This window comes from Fusobacterium ulcerans ATCC 49185 (assembly GCF_900683735.1).
Classification (GTDB): Bacteria; Fusobacteriota; Fusobacteriia; order Fusobacteriales; family Fusobacteriaceae; genus Fusobacterium_A; species Fusobacterium_A ulcerans_A.
On sequence record NZ_LR215979.1, the window covers coordinates 1,230,838 to 1,244,490 of the forward strand.

The following is a 13,653-nucleotide window of genomic DNA, read 5'->3' on the forward strand; positions in this document are numbered from 1 at the left end:
GTGGCTGATTTAGATAAAAATGAATTAGAAAGAATGATTGATAAAATAACAGAAGTAGAAAATCCAGAAGTTTATGCCAAAGAAGAAACCCATTTAAATAAACCAATAAAAAATATAAAATTTGGGCATATCTTAAATATAAACTGGGATAATTTAGTGAATACTTTTAAAATAATGAAAGCTTTTTTTAAAGAAACAGTGTTAAAGCAAGATGTAGACAATAAAAATACTGCTGGGAAGATAGTTTGCAGAAATATAGATAAAAGCATAGAGGTGGGGGATATTTATTGTAGTTCTACAGTAAAAACAGAAGGAACAATTCCAGAAGGAGCAGGGTTACCATATAAAAATCCAAAAAATGGAGAAATAGAATGGACAAATAACATGGAAGCAGTAAGGAAACACACTGGAACAATATCCTTAGATGACATGAATGCTGTTGAAAAGGTAGATATTAATGGAAGTTTTAACATTTACGGAGGCAGCAGAAGTATAACGCTAGATGAAAAAGCTAAGAAATATAAGGTTTTAATGATAAAAGCTGGGGGAACAGAAAGTGATATACATTTTTTAATAATGATTCCAGGGCAAAGAATTGCATCTAGAGATGGAGTTAGATATGGTGGTGGAGCTATAAGTGCTTTATGGAATGGAGAACTGCAAGTTACTGTAAACCATTACCCTGGACCAAAAGATGGTTATACTGGAAGAGTAGAAGGAGTATGGGGGTTGATATAATGGGAAAAAGTGGAATGACATTAAAAGCAAGTGCAGAAGTAGTAAGAGGACCAAGAGGGCTTTCTATAAAAGAATTAAAATATAAAGAAACTCTAGCAAATGGAAATAATATATATGAGGTAATTTTAGAAAATAATGTAGTAATAGGAGAGATAGAATCTAAAAAAGGAGATAAGGGAATACAAGGAATAAAAGGGGATACAGGAAGGGGAATATTTTCTTTATTAAAAAAAGGGAAACAAGGACCAGAAACAACATATGAATTTACATATACAGATGGTACTACAGATATTTTTATTGTAGAAGATGGCGAAAATGCTTATGAAATAGCAACAGACAATGGGTTTGAAGGAACAGAAGAAGAATGGTTGTTATCTCTTATAGGACCACAGGGAAAATCTTTGGAATTTAATTGGAATGGAACAGAACTAGGAATAAGGGTAGAAGGAGAAACTGCCTATAATTATGTAAATTTAAAAGGAGAAAAAGGAGAGACAGGACCACGAGGAATACAAGGACCAAAAGGAGAGAAGGGGGATAAAGGAGATGTAGGACCAGCAGGTGCACAGGGAATACAGGGAGTAGCAGGACCAAAGGGAGATAAAGGAGACATAGGGGCAACAGGACCAAAAGGAGATAAAGGACCAGCAGGACCACAAGGAATACAGGGATTACAAGGAGTAGCAGGACCAAAGGGAGAGAAAGGGGACAAGGGAGAACAAGGCATACAAGGACCAAAAGGAGAAAAAGGAGATATAGGACCAAAAGGAGACACAACAGCTATAACTTATGGAACTACAGCAGGAACTGTTATGGAAGGTAGTAAGTTAGCAGAAATTTTAGGAATCCCATATGGTGGTTCTTTAAATACAACAACAAGCAAAGTGGTAGGAACAGCCTATTATGATAATACTACTAAAAAAACTTATAAATGTACTGTTGCAAATTCTTTAAATTACGCAGATAGCACAAAATTCGAAGCTATTTCGAATAATGACTTGTTGGCGAAATTACAGAATTTATCCAATTGGGAAAGTGGTTCTAATAGTAATGGATTTTGGTTTAAAGAAAAAATAATTGGTTTAAAAATTGCTTATAGAAGAGGTATAGCAATAGGTCAAGACAGTACAATAACTATAACTTTACCTATAATTTTTACCACTACTAATTATATAGTTAATGCTCAAGCTGAACATCTGCGAAATGACTCTTGGGGTAATAACTTAGGAATAAATATTATTAATACTTCAAGTTTTAAAATTCATAGTAGTGGAACTCAAAGCCCATTTTCATTTGTAGCAATAGGGTATTGATTACATTATTCCCCATATTCCTGTCAATGTAGGAGTAGAATAATTATTTCTCACTGTTTTTATTGTCAATGAACTATCAGTAAAATTTAAAGTAAACCCAGAACCTTTGGCATTATCAGCATCGTCATCACCTCCCCCAGTAACATTTTTTATAAAAACATAGCTATTTAATCCGTGTAAATTTACATTACAAAAAATAACAGAATAATTTTTTAATGCTGAAATTTGTAATGTAGTATTTGCTATACTTCCTGTCCAAAGTTTTGTTGGAATTATATTTAAATTCTGTAATTACAGAATTTAAGTATAATTCCTGATTATTCAAATCCTCAAAGATTGACTTGGGGGCAAAATAATACAATTGTTAAAAATGGAATCATTCAAATTTATTTTTATGCTTCAAACAATTTAACTATTACCATCACAATAAATGGAAACGACTTTAATTATAAAACTCGTGATGCTGCAGCTAATAGACTTATTTATCAAGTAGGTATAGGAGATACTGTTTATTGTTCTGGAGGTTACGATTCTCAATCACTTGTATTTTTTCCATATAGAAGTAATTAATTACAGAATTTCAATATATATTCTGAAGATATTCTTTATGATACAGTTAAATCTATTTCCAGTGGGCAAAATATGGATGTTATTTTAAATTCTAATATTTCAAATTATAAAATACTCTCTATTCAATTTAAATTTAACTTAAATATGGATAAACAAGGATTCTACAGAGTTGCACTTGTTCTTAAAAGTGCTGTAGAACAAGGAATAAATATTACTCGTGGTGGTGATGGTGGACACAATTATGCTATAGGACTATTTGTCACAAAGAAAAGTGATACAATCTTAAACTTCAAAGCCTATGATGATTTAATAACAATAAAATCAATAGTTGGGATTAAAATTTAATTCCTATTATTCTTCTGAATGTATTGTCACCATGACTTGAGCCATTATAAAATCCAGCATATGTAATAGTTCCATTGATAGTATTTATAGTATGAACTGTTCCTCCCCAAGTATCAGTTAAAATAATCGAAAAACTATTTTCAGTTTTTTTTATTGGATATATCAGGGGATTATAAAAGATTGTATTGTTATATGTTCCTGAAAAAACAAAAATAATTAATTTATAACTTCTTAAATCTTTATTTAAAGAAAGAGTTTTATCCCAAGTTGAAGCTCCTTCCCATATTGTTTCAATACTAATGTTAGTTAAATTCTGTAATTAATGACTTCTGTTATACTATATATGCTAAGAAAGTATAACAGGAGGAAATGGAAATGAAGAGTTATAATAAAGCAAATTTAGAGGTATATGAGATGTACTTAGAAAGTAACAAAGCTAGGAACTTTGAAACGCTCAATACTACATATAGGGTGTATAAAAGTAATATGCTACAGTTTATGCAATATCTACAAAAAAATGAGGGGAACAGGCTATTGCTGAGTGATAGCACTATTAAAAATTGTGTATCTGTTTTAGAAAGATACATAAATTTCTGTAGAGATTCTGGGAATAATAACCAGACTATAAATAATAAGCTTACAGCTATTTCAAGTTTTTATATTTGGGCTGTAAAAAGAGATCTTATCTCCCATCACCCTTTCATGCACAAGTTAGATCGTTTAAGAAAGGGGGCATTTGATAAGAGAAGAGAAAGTTACTTTTTAAATATAGAGGATATTATAAAAGCTAGAATACTTATGCAACATAATTATAAAAAATTTGATATCCAATCTAGGCTTTTATGGGAATTATTTCTGGAAAGTGCTTGCAGAATATCGGCTGTACAAAACCTTACTTTTAGCCAATTAGATTTAAAAAATGGTTATTTTACAGGAGTTAGGGAAAAAGGGAACAAGATGGTAGATGTCATTTTTTTAGATAATACAGAAAAAATTTTAAGGGAATGGATAGAGTACAGAAAAAACAATAACATAGATATAGATTATATCTTTATTACCAAAGAAAATAAAGAATACAGGCAGATGGCTCAAAGTACTATAAGAAACAGGATTAAGAGAATAGGGGAGCTGATAGGATACAATAAATTATATCCCCATACTCTTAGAAAAACAGCTGTAAATCTACTAAAAAATTGGAGTGATATAAATACAGCCGCAGAGTTTGCAAACCATATGGATACCAAAACTACTGTGGAACATTATATTAAAGCAAAAACAGGTACAGAAAATCGTCAGAAAATTTTGCAAATTCGTAGAGAAAAAGGCTTAATTTAAGTCAAAAAACTGGTTAAATTATTGAATTTACACAATTTTTTATAAAGTTTCAAGATTGAAATACCTTGATTTTATTGAATTTACAAAGTTTTAAAAAAATTTTGCTCTTAACTTTTGGATCAACTACAGCTTTATTTTAAAATTTATAAATCCTTATTATTTCGGAACTTTCGAAATATAATAAACTTAAATTTTTGATGAAATTCAATAATTTACATATAGTAAAAATTAGAATATTTAACAAATAAAATTACAAAAAGGAGAGAAAAATGGAACAAATAATATATGTTTATAATAAAGATTTAGAAATAATAGCACAGCCTTATATAAATAGTATGGAAGAGTTTAAGGAAAATCCTGTTTTATTCTATCCAGACTGGGATAATACTATGTATGCAGCATTAGAAAAATATAATAATCCTATTTTAGATAATGCTGTTATAAGGGAAAAAACAAGAGAGGAATTAATTCTTTTAGACAACAAAATAGAATTATTAGAAGATGGGGAAATAATAGAAAATGGAGAAATAAGAAAAATAAAAAAGCCAGAAGGGTATAAAATAGAGTGGCAATCTCCAAACTGGGTGGAAAGAATAACTAGAGAAGAGTTAGTAGCAATAAGAAAAGACAAGATTTTAGAATACTCTAAACTAGAAGAAGATAAAAAATTACTAGAAAGTTCTAAATTTAGCACTTTAGAGGAAATAGAGCTTGTAGTAGAAAAGATGGGAATGCTAGAAATAGAAATAAATAATATTGCAATAGCTTCTACTACATCACTAGGAGGAGAAAAATGAAAATAAGTGAAAAAGGAATAGAATTTATTATAAAAGAAGAAGGGGAAGTTTTAACAGCATATTTATGTCCAGCGAAAGTTTGGACTATAGGTGTAGGACATACAGGAAAAGATGTTAAAAAGGGTATGAAGATAACTAAGGAACAATCAAGGGAGTTCTTAAAAAGCGATATAAAGCGTTTTGAAGATGTAGTTAATAAAAGTATAAGAGTATCTTTAAAACAAAGGGAATTTGATGCTTTAGTAAGCTTTGCTTTTAATGTAGGAGAGGGAGCATTTTCTAAAAGTGCTTTAGTTAATAAAATAAATTCTTCTGCTCCTATAGAAGAAATAGAGGCACAATTTAGGAGATGGATTTATGGAGGGGGCAAGATATTGCCAGTTTTACAAGGTAGAAGAGAAAGAGAGATAAAATTATATAAGGGGGGAGATGTAAAATGAATAAAGAAACAATAGGGATTATAGTATTTGTTATAGTTGGAATCATTTTATTATACAGATACAAAAGAAATACTCTAAAAGAAATTGTAAGAGCAACTGCTTATTATATTGTAATACAAGCAGAGGAAGAGTTTATGTCTGGACAAGGAAAAGAGAAGTTACAGTATGCAATAAAAGAATTAAAGAAGAAAATACCAAAATATTTTGCATGGCTTATTCCAGAAACCTTTATTATTAATTCCATAGAGGACGCGTTAAAATACTTGCAAAAAGTTTTTAAAGGTAGCAAAGAAAAACAACTTACTATTTTAAATAAAATTTTAGAAACAGCAGCAAATGGAACTCCACAGGAAATATTAAAGACTACAAAACAAATGGAGCAAGATGTTAATAGTAAGGGATATATAGAAGGCTTTGTAGAGGGAAGAACAGACTTTAAAGGAGAGAGCAATATAGTTGGGGGATTAAGAGCAGGTATTAAAATATAAAGCTGGAGGAACATAATGGATGGACTACTAAAAGAATATATAAATTTAGCAAAAATAGGTTTAGCTATGACCTGGACTAGCTGGATAAGCGTTTCTATTTTTTTAATAGGAGGCTTTGATAATTTGTTTAGGGCATTATTAATAATGATGGTACTTGATTATATAACAGGAGTTGCAAAAGGCTTTAAAAACAAAAATGCCAATTCTAACAGAGCCTACAAAGGATTAAGAAAGAAATTAATTATTCTTGTTATAATTGTAGCAGCTACCCAGATGGATATGATTTTGCAAGGTATGGGGATAAGAACCCTTGTATTAATGTTTTATGTAGCAACAGAATTTTTATCTATTTTAGAAAATGCTGCAATATTAGGAATACCTATACCAGAAAAGCTTAAATTGGCATTAGAACAATGTAGAGATAAAGATATAAAAAAAAGATAAGCAGAGGGAATAATCTCTCTGCTTTCTATTTTTCTTTGTCCATTTTTTCCTTTACTAATTCAATTACTTTTTCACTTTTCCCATGTTCATCTAGCCATTCAGCTACATCTGGAGGCAGGGAATATTGTTTTTTTATATATCCTTTTGCTTTTCTTCCAGCTACTCCTTTAGTAGAATGTCCACCGCTTTTTTGACCTTTAATACCAGCCATATTACCACCTCTTAACTCATATTAACATTTTATTTTAAAAATGTAAATATAAAATTAAAAATATTTTAATTTCGTATTGACAAAATTAAAATAAAGTATTATAATTAATTTATAGAAAGGAGGTGAAGGAAATAACATGAGGCAAATAATAAAAGAGTTGGTATCTCTCGGGAAAGACCTACCAACTCTACACAAAACTTTTATCTTAATCTTATTAATTAACAATCTGGCTATAATAGCAGTTGTTTACTTAACAAGATAAGAGAGTAAGGGGAGTGAACCTCCCCACCTCATGTATATTATACCATATGAAGAAAGAAAATAAAAGATTGATAATCGTGTCCACGGTACTTCTTGTTTTAACAGTAATAATTATAATTATCATTAAAAAATAAGGAGGAATAAAATATGAAAACATATAAAGTTAAATTCGGGTGTGGGCATGAAGGAACAGTGGCTGTTGAAAAAGGGGAATATTGGAAAGTAGAAAATGCAGATAGAAACTTGTGTTACAAATGTTATAAAAAAGCACAGGAAGAAAGACAAAAAATAGAAAATGAAAAGGCACAAAAAGAATTTATAGAAGCAGGTTATCCAGAGTTAATAGGTAAACCAGCAGATGTGGCACAAGCTATAAGAATTAGAAAAGCTTGGATAGATTTCCACAATGATATAAAAGATAGAACTGTAAAAGGACAAGAGAAATACCTAGAATTTTTTAAAGAAACTATCTATACAAAGAATACAGAATTCTTTTGTAAGATAGGAGGATTTCAAGAAAATATTATAAAATATCTTAGAACTTTAGGTGATAAAAATGACGCTTAAAGATATGCTAGATATTCATTTTAGAGAATTAAAAACTAGGGTTAGGAGCTCTAGTTATACAGTAACATATACAACTACAAATAATATGTTTAAACAAAGTAAAGAGATTTTAGATAAAGATTTAAAAGAAATTACTGTAGAGGACATTATTCTTTTAAAAGAAAAATGCTATGGAAAATATAATAATAACCTAGTTGCTAGGTTAATAAGACTTATAAAAAAGTTTTTAAAAGAGTCCTTTATACTGGGACATACAAAGGTAAATATAGGGGATTTAATAAATCCCCTAAAATTTACAGAATATAAAGTCACAAAAATTATAAATTTAGAGCAATTTGAAGATATAATAAGATACATCCAAAAAGACAAAGAAGATAGAACAGAAGAAATTCTCTATTTGAAATTGTTATTTAAAACAGGTATGAGGAATGGAGAAGCAAGAGGTCTGCAATGGGAAGATATAGATTTTGTCAAAGGAACAGTTTTTATAAGAAAATCTGTTTATTCTTTAACACATGGAAATTTTATAATAAATAAGCCTAAAACTAAACAGTCTACTAGAATAATACATCTCCCAAAGTCTCTGCTAGAAGACTTAAAAATATATAAAGAATTTATTACAGAGCATAAGGACAATCAGGATTTTATATTTTGTAGAGAAAAAGGGATTCCTCATACAAGTGGTTTTAATAAAAGTACATTAAAAAGAGCTTGTAAGGCTTTAAATATACAAATTAGCCATCATGGACTAAGACATAGTCACGCTACTTTTTTAATTCAGAACAATATTCCTCCCCATTTAGTTCAATATAGATTGGGGCATTCAGATATAAAAACAACATTAAAGACATATACTCATATAAAATTTTATGAGGAAAAGGAAATTTTAAATATACTAGATTGACTTTTTTTTATAAAAGTCTTATAATACAAATACTATATTTTTTATTTTTTTATCAAATAGATAGAATAGCAACTAAAAGTTTTTAAATTACATTAATCCTAGATGTGTAAATAATTGAATAGTAAAACAAAAGGAGAAATTAAGTTTCTCCTTTTATTTTTATATTTTTTTATATAAGTCTACAGGTAGAATTTAAAATATCTTCAAAATTTTTTTGAAAATAACAGTACCTGTTATGAAATTTTTAAGTAGGAATCCCATTAGATTTTCTTTTCAAAGCTGGAATAAATCAAGGTTTACTAGTAGGAAGAATAATAGGATAATATATGGAAAAAACTGGAAAATTTCAGGAATTTCCATAAAAAATGGCTTTATAAAATTAATTTTAAAGGACTTTGAAAGGGTAAACCTATATTTAAAAGGAGAAGATTAATTTCTTCCCTTTTTTTAGTATCAATTATATAAAAAATATTTTAAATAAAAAAGGCCTCAGACCGTTTGATCCAGAGGCATTGCTAACATATATATAATTTTCATAGCTACTATATTTCAATAGTGGGGCTATGTCTGGTGCCTAGGGAGGGACTTGAACCCTCACTCCTTTGACAGGAAACGGATTTTGAGTCCGTCGCGTCTACCGTTCCGCCACCCAGGCTTGGTTACTCAATTATAATATAACATTTATTGAAAAAAGTCAACACTTTTTTTAATTAAATATTTTTGTAAAAACTGCAGGAATCTTACTTGAGAAGTGTAAAACTTCTTTAGTGATAGGGTGAGTGAAAACAATAGTATTAGCATGTAGTCCTAGGCGATTGATAGGACTTTTACCAGAACCATATTTTTTATCTCCCACTACACTGTGGCCAATCTCCTGCATATGTACACGAATTTGATTTTTTCTTCCTGTTTCTATGTTTACTTCAAGAAGAGAATAGTTTTTATTCTTTTTCAAAACTTTATAGTGGGAAATAGCTTTTTTACCCTCTTTGGGATTCTGACTTGAATAAGTTATAAAAGCTTTATTTTCCTGTAAATAAGATATTATAGTGTCTTTTTCTTTTTTAACAGCTCCTTCAACTAATGCAACATATGTTCTCTCTTTTACAGAATCATTCCAAGTAGTTTGAAGTATATCCTGAGCTTTTTCTGTTTTAGCAAATATCATAATTCCAGAAGTATCTCTGTCTAAACGATGTACAACAAATATTTTATTTTTAGGGTCTTTATTTTTTAAATAATCTTTAAGCATATTATATGCAGTTTTTTCTCTCTCATTGTCAGTTGCAATAGAGAGAATACCATTTTCTTTTTCTACCACAAGGATGTTGTCATCTTCAAAAATGATAGAAACCCCTTTCATAGTTGTTTCAATAGTTACTTTTCCCCAGTCAACAGTGACAGTTTGACCAGGAAGAAGCGGATGATTATATTGAGAAACAACATCATTTCCAACAAAAACCTTTCTTTTAGTAAGAAGAGATTTTATGCTTGTACGACTTTTTTCTGGCATTTTTTCTATTAAAAAGTTCATTAACTCATTTTTTTCTTCAACTTTAAACACAGTATTTTTTTTGCTTTTATTTATCATTATTTGCCTCCTGTTATATATCAAAGAATATTATAGCATAGTTAACTTACTAAGTAAATTAAAGCTTATATAATTTAAACTTTAAATTTAAAAATTGAAGAATAAATTTTTGAGAAAAAAACGTTATATGACGAAAAAATATTAAATAATAATAGAGGAACTAGTTATTTCTAATTGAATATTTAGTATAAGAAAATAAAAAGATGAATTATTTTGTAAAGATACAGTTTTATCTGCTGAAATAATAAGAGATAAAACCTTTAAATAAGCTTAAAATATTTTATTCAAATTATAAATTAGACATAACTATAATAAACTTTAGGAGGAATGATATCATGAAACACGAAGAATTTCATGCTTTTTCAAACAAAAAATTTAATGAGTATTCAAAGAAAAAAAGAGAGGAAGCTATAGAAGCTTTTGGATGTGAAGTCGCTAAAAATGCAAATGATTTAACTATTGGAGAGTTAAAAGGATTTCTTGAAGAAAAAATGGGAGAATATTTTGATAAATATCATGTCAAAGAAGTGAAGATTAAAGAAAAAGAAATAAAAAAAGAAGAATCAGATAAAGATATAATCATTTATGTTCCTTATGATGGAAATGTAGAAATGCTTAGATTAAGACCAAGTACCGCTTCTGATGAAGCTCCCAAGATATTTTTAAAAGAAAAAGAAATTGGAGTAAAAGTTAAAGATTTTGCTTCTAAAACTAAAGAAGAAATTTCAGAAGAAACTGATAAAATAGTTGAAGAATTGAAAAAAAATCTAGACTATTTGAAAAAAGATATTGAAGAATGTAATAAGGAATTGAAAAAAGGATTAAAAGATGAAGCAGAAAAGATTAAGAAAAGAATTGAAAAAGATAAAGAAAAATTAAAAGAAATCAAAGAAATAATAAAAAAATGATTTGTAAAAACCCCAGATATTTTATTCTGGGGTTTTAAATTCATAAAAGATAGGATATTATTTTATAAATTTGTGTTATAATACAAATAATATAATGTTTATGGAGGGAAGCCATGAAAAACAGACTGGGAGCAGTATTTTTAATAATTTTTTTATTTGGATGCGGTGGTCCAAAAGAAGTAGATATATCTAAAAAACAGGAAAAAAATGGGATAGTATATATTGAAAATGAAAAAAAACCATTTACTGGAAAAATCATATCAAAATATGAGAATGGTCAAATAAAAATGGATTCTCAATATAAAGATGGAAAACTTGAAGGTATAGTAAGAGAATACTATGAAGATGGACAAGTTCATAATGAATGGAATTATAAAGATAATCGTCTGGATGGAGAACAAAAAAAATATTATGAGAATGGACAATTATCAATAGAAAAATATTTTAAAGATAATAAGCCTGATGGAATATTTAAGGAATATTATGAAGATGGAAAAATAAAAAGTGAAACTGAATATAAAAAAGGAAAAAAAGATGGTCTTTATAAATCATATATCGCAAATGGAAATTTACAATATGAAACAAATTTTAAAAATGGAAAAATAGAAGGACTTTTTAAAGAATATCATGAAAATGGAAATATGAGTATTGAAACTAATATAAAAAATGAAAAAAAAGAAGGAATTTATAAAAAGTATTATGAGAATGGAAATTTAAACATTGAAGCTAATATGGAAGAAAATAAAATAAGAGGGGAATATAAAGTCTATTATGAAAATGGGCAGCTTTATAGTGAAACAAAATATAGAGATGGAAAACAGGAAGGAATATATAGACAATATTATAACAATGGACAGCTAAATATAGAAACTTCATATAAAGATGGAAAAAAAGATGGAAGCTATAAAAGTTATTATATGACTGGGGAAATTGCAGATGAAAGTCATTATAAAGATGGAAAATTAGAAGGAAGTCATAAAGAATATTACAAGAATGGACAGCTTATGTTTGAAAAAAATTATAAGAATGGAAAGGCAGAAGGAGTTGTAGTTTTTTATACTCCTAGTGGAAAAGAAGAGAAAAAAGTGAGATATAAAAATGACGAAATTATAAAAGTAATAAAATAAAAATAAAGAAGCTGCTGCAAATTAGTAATTTATTTTACTGATTTATAGAGCTTCTTTTTTTATAAAAAAAATAGAAATCATTTTATAGATTTCTATTAGTTTTTATTTCTTAGGAAATTATAATTTGATAAATTTGTTGAAAAAATAAAAAATATTAATTATTTTGTATTCATACTAGATATATTAATTGAATAAGATTAAAATTGACAGCACAAAAAAGCTGATTGTTAATCAGCTATTTAGCGATATTCTTTCCAGCAAATGGAGCCTGTATGTATATTAAAATATGATATTTTTTTAACTTTCATTCTGGTATTACATTTAAAACAATAAAAAGGATTTACTCCAAAAGCTTTCCATATTTCAAGCTGATAAAAAGTAAAATTGGAATATTTAGAGACATATTTTCTCATGAATTTCATGATGTTTTTAAGTTCTGATTTAATATTTCTAGAATAGATTCCAAAGCGCCTAATCATTTTGAAATGTTTAGGGGGAATGTGAATAATTAATTTGGAAAGAAATGTTTCTGCATCTAAAGTAAGCTCAATTCTTTGTTTATCATCAGCAAGACTTTCATAATAGAAAGTAACCTTATTATCATAAAAATCAATAATTTTATATTCTGCGATAGGAGCTCTTGCTAGATATCTGCCAATATATTTAATTGCATAAATATTATTATTTAAATCATTTTTTGCAACATTGAAAAAGAATCTTGTATTTTTGCGATAAAGGTAGTTAGCAGCAGCATAAGCTTTAGCTTTAATTTCAGGCTTGTCATAATTTCCAGATTTAACAATATCAATAACCATTTTTTTCCATTGTCCAGCAATGGAATTGACATGAAAATATTTTTTTTCAAGAAATTGGTAGTTTTTATTGAAACCACCTAAAGTAACAATAGCATGAATATGAGGGTTCCATTTAAGATCGCGTCCAAAGGTGTGAATAACAGTAATCAATCCATAATGAATGATATCTGAGTTAGTAAAGTATTTAGAAGAATATTTTGAAATTTTATGAATTCTTTGATTTTTTGCTTTAATGTTATGAAATTGATATTTAAAAACATCATTAACAGCATAAGCAAGCTTAGTTAAAAGATCTCTATCATAGAAGAAAAACATTCTAAGTTCTTCAGGAATAGTAAAAAGGACACTTCTATGTTTAACATCAATAAGAGAAGTGGAAGTTTTTTCAGTTCAAAGAGCAGAATAACGTTTACCGCAGGAAGGACAAAATCTAGATTTACAAGTAACTTTAATTTTATGCGCATCGTGACAATTAGGGCATTGAAGAGAGAGAAAAGATTTATCAATAGAACAAGCTAAGAATTTTTGAATAGTCTGTTTAACATCCTCAAAATGCTCATTTTTAAAATATTTCTTGATTTTACCTAAAAGATTTGTTATATTGATTTTAGAGATAATATGTTTGATTTGCATGTATGTCTCCTTTGTATAATTAGGGTGGTAACTATATTATACAAAAAAGAGAGCTGAGTAAAACATTTTTTTAAATGTTACTCAGCTTTTTTTACTTCAGTATTTATTTTTATTTAAGTTATTTTAATGAATAAAGTATAATTAATGATAATTCATAACTCTATTT

Annotated in this window: 17 protein-coding genes, 1 tRNA gene and 1 pseudogene; 14 read left to right on the forward strand and 5 right to left on the reverse strand. The window is 28.1% G+C overall.

Going from position 1 to position 13,653, the window contains the following annotated elements:
* The 9 genes from E0E45_RS05530 to E0E45_RS05565 all read left to right on the forward strand — a co-directional run bounded on the left by E0E45_RS05530 (position 1) and on the right by E0E45_RS05565 (position 6,470).
* On the forward strand, positions 1-738 hold the full coding sequence (locus E0E45_RS05530; protein WP_130890257.1) for a hypothetical protein: 738 nt from the start codon (positions 1-3) through the stop codon (positions 736-738).
* Positions 738-2,051 (forward strand): collagen-like protein, encoded by a 1,314-nt coding sequence (locus E0E45_RS05535; RefSeq protein ID WP_130890258.1) that lies wholly within the window; start codon positions 738-740, stop codon positions 2,049-2,051. The genes E0E45_RS05530 and E0E45_RS05535 overlap by 1 nt, the downstream gene beginning before the upstream one ends.
* Positions 2,052-2,387: 336 nt before the next feature.
* Positions 2,388-2,621 carry a hypothetical protein gene (locus tag E0E45_RS17640; RefSeq protein WP_172604159.1) on the forward strand — a complete coding sequence of 78 codons (234 nt, stop codon included), beginning with the start codon at positions 2,388-2,390 and terminating at the stop codon, positions 2,619-2,621.
* A gap of 72 nt (positions 2,622-2,693) precedes the next feature.
* Positions 2,694-2,966, forward strand: coding sequence for a hypothetical protein (locus E0E45_RS05540; RefSeq protein ID WP_130890259.1), 273 nt, complete (start codon positions 2,694-2,696; stop codon positions 2,964-2,966).
* Positions 2,967-3,341: 375 nt separating this feature from the next.
* On the forward strand, positions 3,342-4,301 hold the full coding sequence (locus E0E45_RS05545) for a tyrosine-type recombinase/integrase (RefSeq protein WP_130890260.1): 960 nt from the start codon (positions 3,342-3,344) through the stop codon (positions 4,299-4,301).
* Between the two features lie 269 nt (positions 4,302-4,570).
* Positions 4,571-5,098 (forward strand): hypothetical protein, encoded by a 528-nt coding sequence (locus E0E45_RS05550; protein WP_130890261.1) that lies wholly within the window; start codon positions 4,571-4,573, stop codon positions 5,096-5,098.
* Positions 5,095-5,538, forward strand: coding sequence for a lysozyme (locus E0E45_RS05555; protein ID WP_130890262.1), 444 nt, complete (start codon positions 5,095-5,097; stop codon positions 5,536-5,538). Before E0E45_RS05550 ends, E0E45_RS05555 begins: the two co-directional genes overlap by 4 nt.
* Positions 5,535-6,026, forward strand: coding sequence for a hypothetical protein (locus E0E45_RS05560; protein WP_130890263.1), 492 nt, complete (start codon positions 5,535-5,537; stop codon positions 6,024-6,026). The genes E0E45_RS05555 and E0E45_RS05560 overlap by 4 nt, the downstream gene beginning before the upstream one ends.
* 15 nt (positions 6,027-6,041) lie before the next feature.
* Positions 6,042-6,470, forward strand: coding sequence for a phage holin family protein (locus tag E0E45_RS05565; RefSeq protein ID WP_130890264.1), 429 nt, complete (start codon positions 6,042-6,044; stop codon positions 6,468-6,470).
* 25 nt (positions 6,471-6,495) lie between these two features.
* On the opposite strand, the gene E0E45_RS05570 is transcribed toward E0E45_RS05565, so the two are convergent.
* Positions 6,496-6,681 carry a hypothetical protein gene (locus E0E45_RS05570; RefSeq protein ID WP_130890265.1) on the reverse strand — a complete coding sequence of 62 codons (186 nt, stop codon included), beginning with the start codon at positions 6,679-6,681 and terminating at the stop codon, positions 6,496-6,498.
* A gap of 408 nt (positions 6,682-7,089) precedes the next feature.
* On the opposite strand from E0E45_RS05570, the gene E0E45_RS05575 reads away from it, so the two are divergent.
* From E0E45_RS05575 to E0E45_RS17645, 3 genes are all read left to right on the forward strand, one after another.
* Positions 7,090-7,509 carry a hypothetical protein gene (locus tag E0E45_RS05575; protein WP_130890266.1) on the forward strand — a complete coding sequence of 140 codons (420 nt, stop codon included), beginning with the start codon at positions 7,090-7,092 and terminating at the stop codon, positions 7,507-7,509.
* Positions 7,499-8,413: a site-specific integrase gene (locus E0E45_RS05580; RefSeq protein WP_130890267.1), complete on the forward strand. Its 915-nt coding sequence runs from the start codon at positions 7,499-7,501 to the stop codon at positions 8,411-8,413. Before E0E45_RS05575 ends, E0E45_RS05580 begins: the two co-directional genes overlap by 11 nt.
* A 214-nt stretch (positions 8,414-8,627) precedes the next feature.
* A complete protein-coding gene (locus E0E45_RS17645) occupies positions 8,628-8,846 on the forward strand; it encodes a hypothetical protein (RefSeq protein ID WP_172604160.1) in 219 nt (72 codons plus the stop codon).
* 135 nt (positions 8,847-8,981) lie between these two features.
* Here the strand turns inward: E0E45_RS17645 and E0E45_RS05585 are convergent.
* Together E0E45_RS05585 and E0E45_RS05590 are read right to left on the reverse strand one after the other, a co-directional pair.
* Positions 8,982-9,068: transfer RNA gene (locus tag E0E45_RS05585), tRNA-Leu, on the reverse strand.
* A gap of 51 nt (positions 9,069-9,119) precedes the next feature.
* Positions 9,120-10,004 carry an RluA family pseudouridine synthase gene (locus E0E45_RS05590; protein ID WP_130890268.1) on the reverse strand — a complete coding sequence of 295 codons (885 nt, stop codon included), beginning with the start codon at positions 10,002-10,004 and terminating at the stop codon, positions 9,120-9,122.
* A 335-nt stretch (positions 10,005-10,339) separates the two neighbouring features.
* Between E0E45_RS05590 and E0E45_RS05595 the strand changes: the two genes are divergently transcribed.
* Together E0E45_RS05595 and E0E45_RS05600 are read left to right on the forward strand one after the other, a co-directional pair.
* A complete protein-coding gene (locus E0E45_RS05595; protein WP_130890269.1) occupies positions 10,340-10,912 on the forward strand; it encodes a hypothetical protein in 573 nt (190 codons plus the stop codon).
* 113 nt (positions 10,913-11,025) lie between these two features.
* The gene (locus E0E45_RS05600; protein ID WP_130890270.1) at positions 11,026-12,039 is read left to right on the forward strand and encodes a toxin-antitoxin system YwqK family antitoxin; all 1,014 of its coding nucleotides are present in this window, start codon (positions 11,026-11,028) and stop codon (positions 12,037-12,039) included.
* Between the two features lie 239 nt (positions 12,040-12,278).
* Here the strand turns inward: E0E45_RS05600 and E0E45_RS05605 are convergent.
* Positions 12,279-13,229, reverse strand: a pseudogene (locus tag E0E45_RS05605) (IS91 family transposase); the annotation flags it as partial.
* Between the two features lie 15 nt (positions 13,230-13,244).
* Positions 13,245-13,487: a transposase zinc-binding domain-containing protein gene (locus E0E45_RS05610; RefSeq protein WP_130889724.1), complete on the reverse strand. Its 243-nt coding sequence runs from the start codon at positions 13,485-13,487 to the stop codon at positions 13,245-13,247.
* Positions 13,488-13,653 lie beyond the last annotated feature (166 nt).

What these genes read in the sequence shown, in the direction of transcription:
- E0E45_RS05535 (WP_130890258.1), top strand. Translation starts at nt 738, where the DNA reads ATGGGAAAAAGTGGAATGACATTAAAAGCAAGTGCAGAAGTAGTAAGA.
- E0E45_RS05540 (WP_130890259.1), top strand. Translation starts at nt 2,694, where the DNA reads ATGGATGTTATTTTAAATTCTAATATTTCAAATTATAAAATACTCTCT.
- E0E45_RS05545 (WP_130890260.1), top strand. Translation starts at nt 3,342, where the DNA reads ATGAAGAGTTATAATAAAGCAAATTTAGAGGTATATGAGATGTACTTA.
- E0E45_RS05550 (WP_130890261.1), top strand. Translation starts at nt 4,571, where the DNA reads ATGGAACAAATAATATATGTTTATAATAAAGATTTAGAAATAATAGCA.
- E0E45_RS05555 (WP_130890262.1), top strand. Translation starts at nt 5,095, where the DNA reads ATGAAAATAAGTGAAAAAGGAATAGAATTTATTATAAAAGAAGAAGGG.
- E0E45_RS05560 (WP_130890263.1), top strand. Translation starts at nt 5,535, where the DNA reads ATGAATAAAGAAACAATAGGGATTATAGTATTTGTTATAGTTGGAATC.
- E0E45_RS05565 (WP_130890264.1), top strand. Translation starts at nt 6,042, where the DNA reads ATGGATGGACTACTAAAAGAATATATAAATTTAGCAAAAATAGGTTTA.
- E0E45_RS05570 (WP_130890265.1), bottom strand. Translation starts at nt 6,681, where the DNA reads ATGGCTGGTATTAAAGGTCAAAAAAGCGGTGGACATTCTACTAAAGGA.
- E0E45_RS05575 (WP_130890266.1), top strand. Translation starts at nt 7,090, where the DNA reads ATGAAAACATATAAAGTTAAATTCGGGTGTGGGCATGAAGGAACAGTG.
- E0E45_RS05580 (WP_130890267.1), top strand. Translation starts at nt 7,499, where the DNA reads ATGACGCTTAAAGATATGCTAGATATTCATTTTAGAGAATTAAAAACT.
- E0E45_RS05590 (WP_130890268.1), bottom strand. Translation starts at nt 10,004, where the DNA reads ATGATAAATAAAAGCAAAAAAAATACTGTGTTTAAAGTTGAAGAAAAA.
- E0E45_RS05595 (WP_130890269.1), top strand. Translation starts at nt 10,340, where the DNA reads ATGAAACACGAAGAATTTCATGCTTTTTCAAACAAAAAATTTAATGAG.
- E0E45_RS05600 (WP_130890270.1), top strand. Translation starts at nt 11,026, where the DNA reads ATGAAAAACAGACTGGGAGCAGTATTTTTAATAATTTTTTTATTTGGA.
- E0E45_RS05610 (WP_130889724.1), bottom strand. Translation starts at nt 13,487, where the DNA reads ATGCAAATCAAACATATTATCTCTAAAATCAATATAACAAATCTTTTA.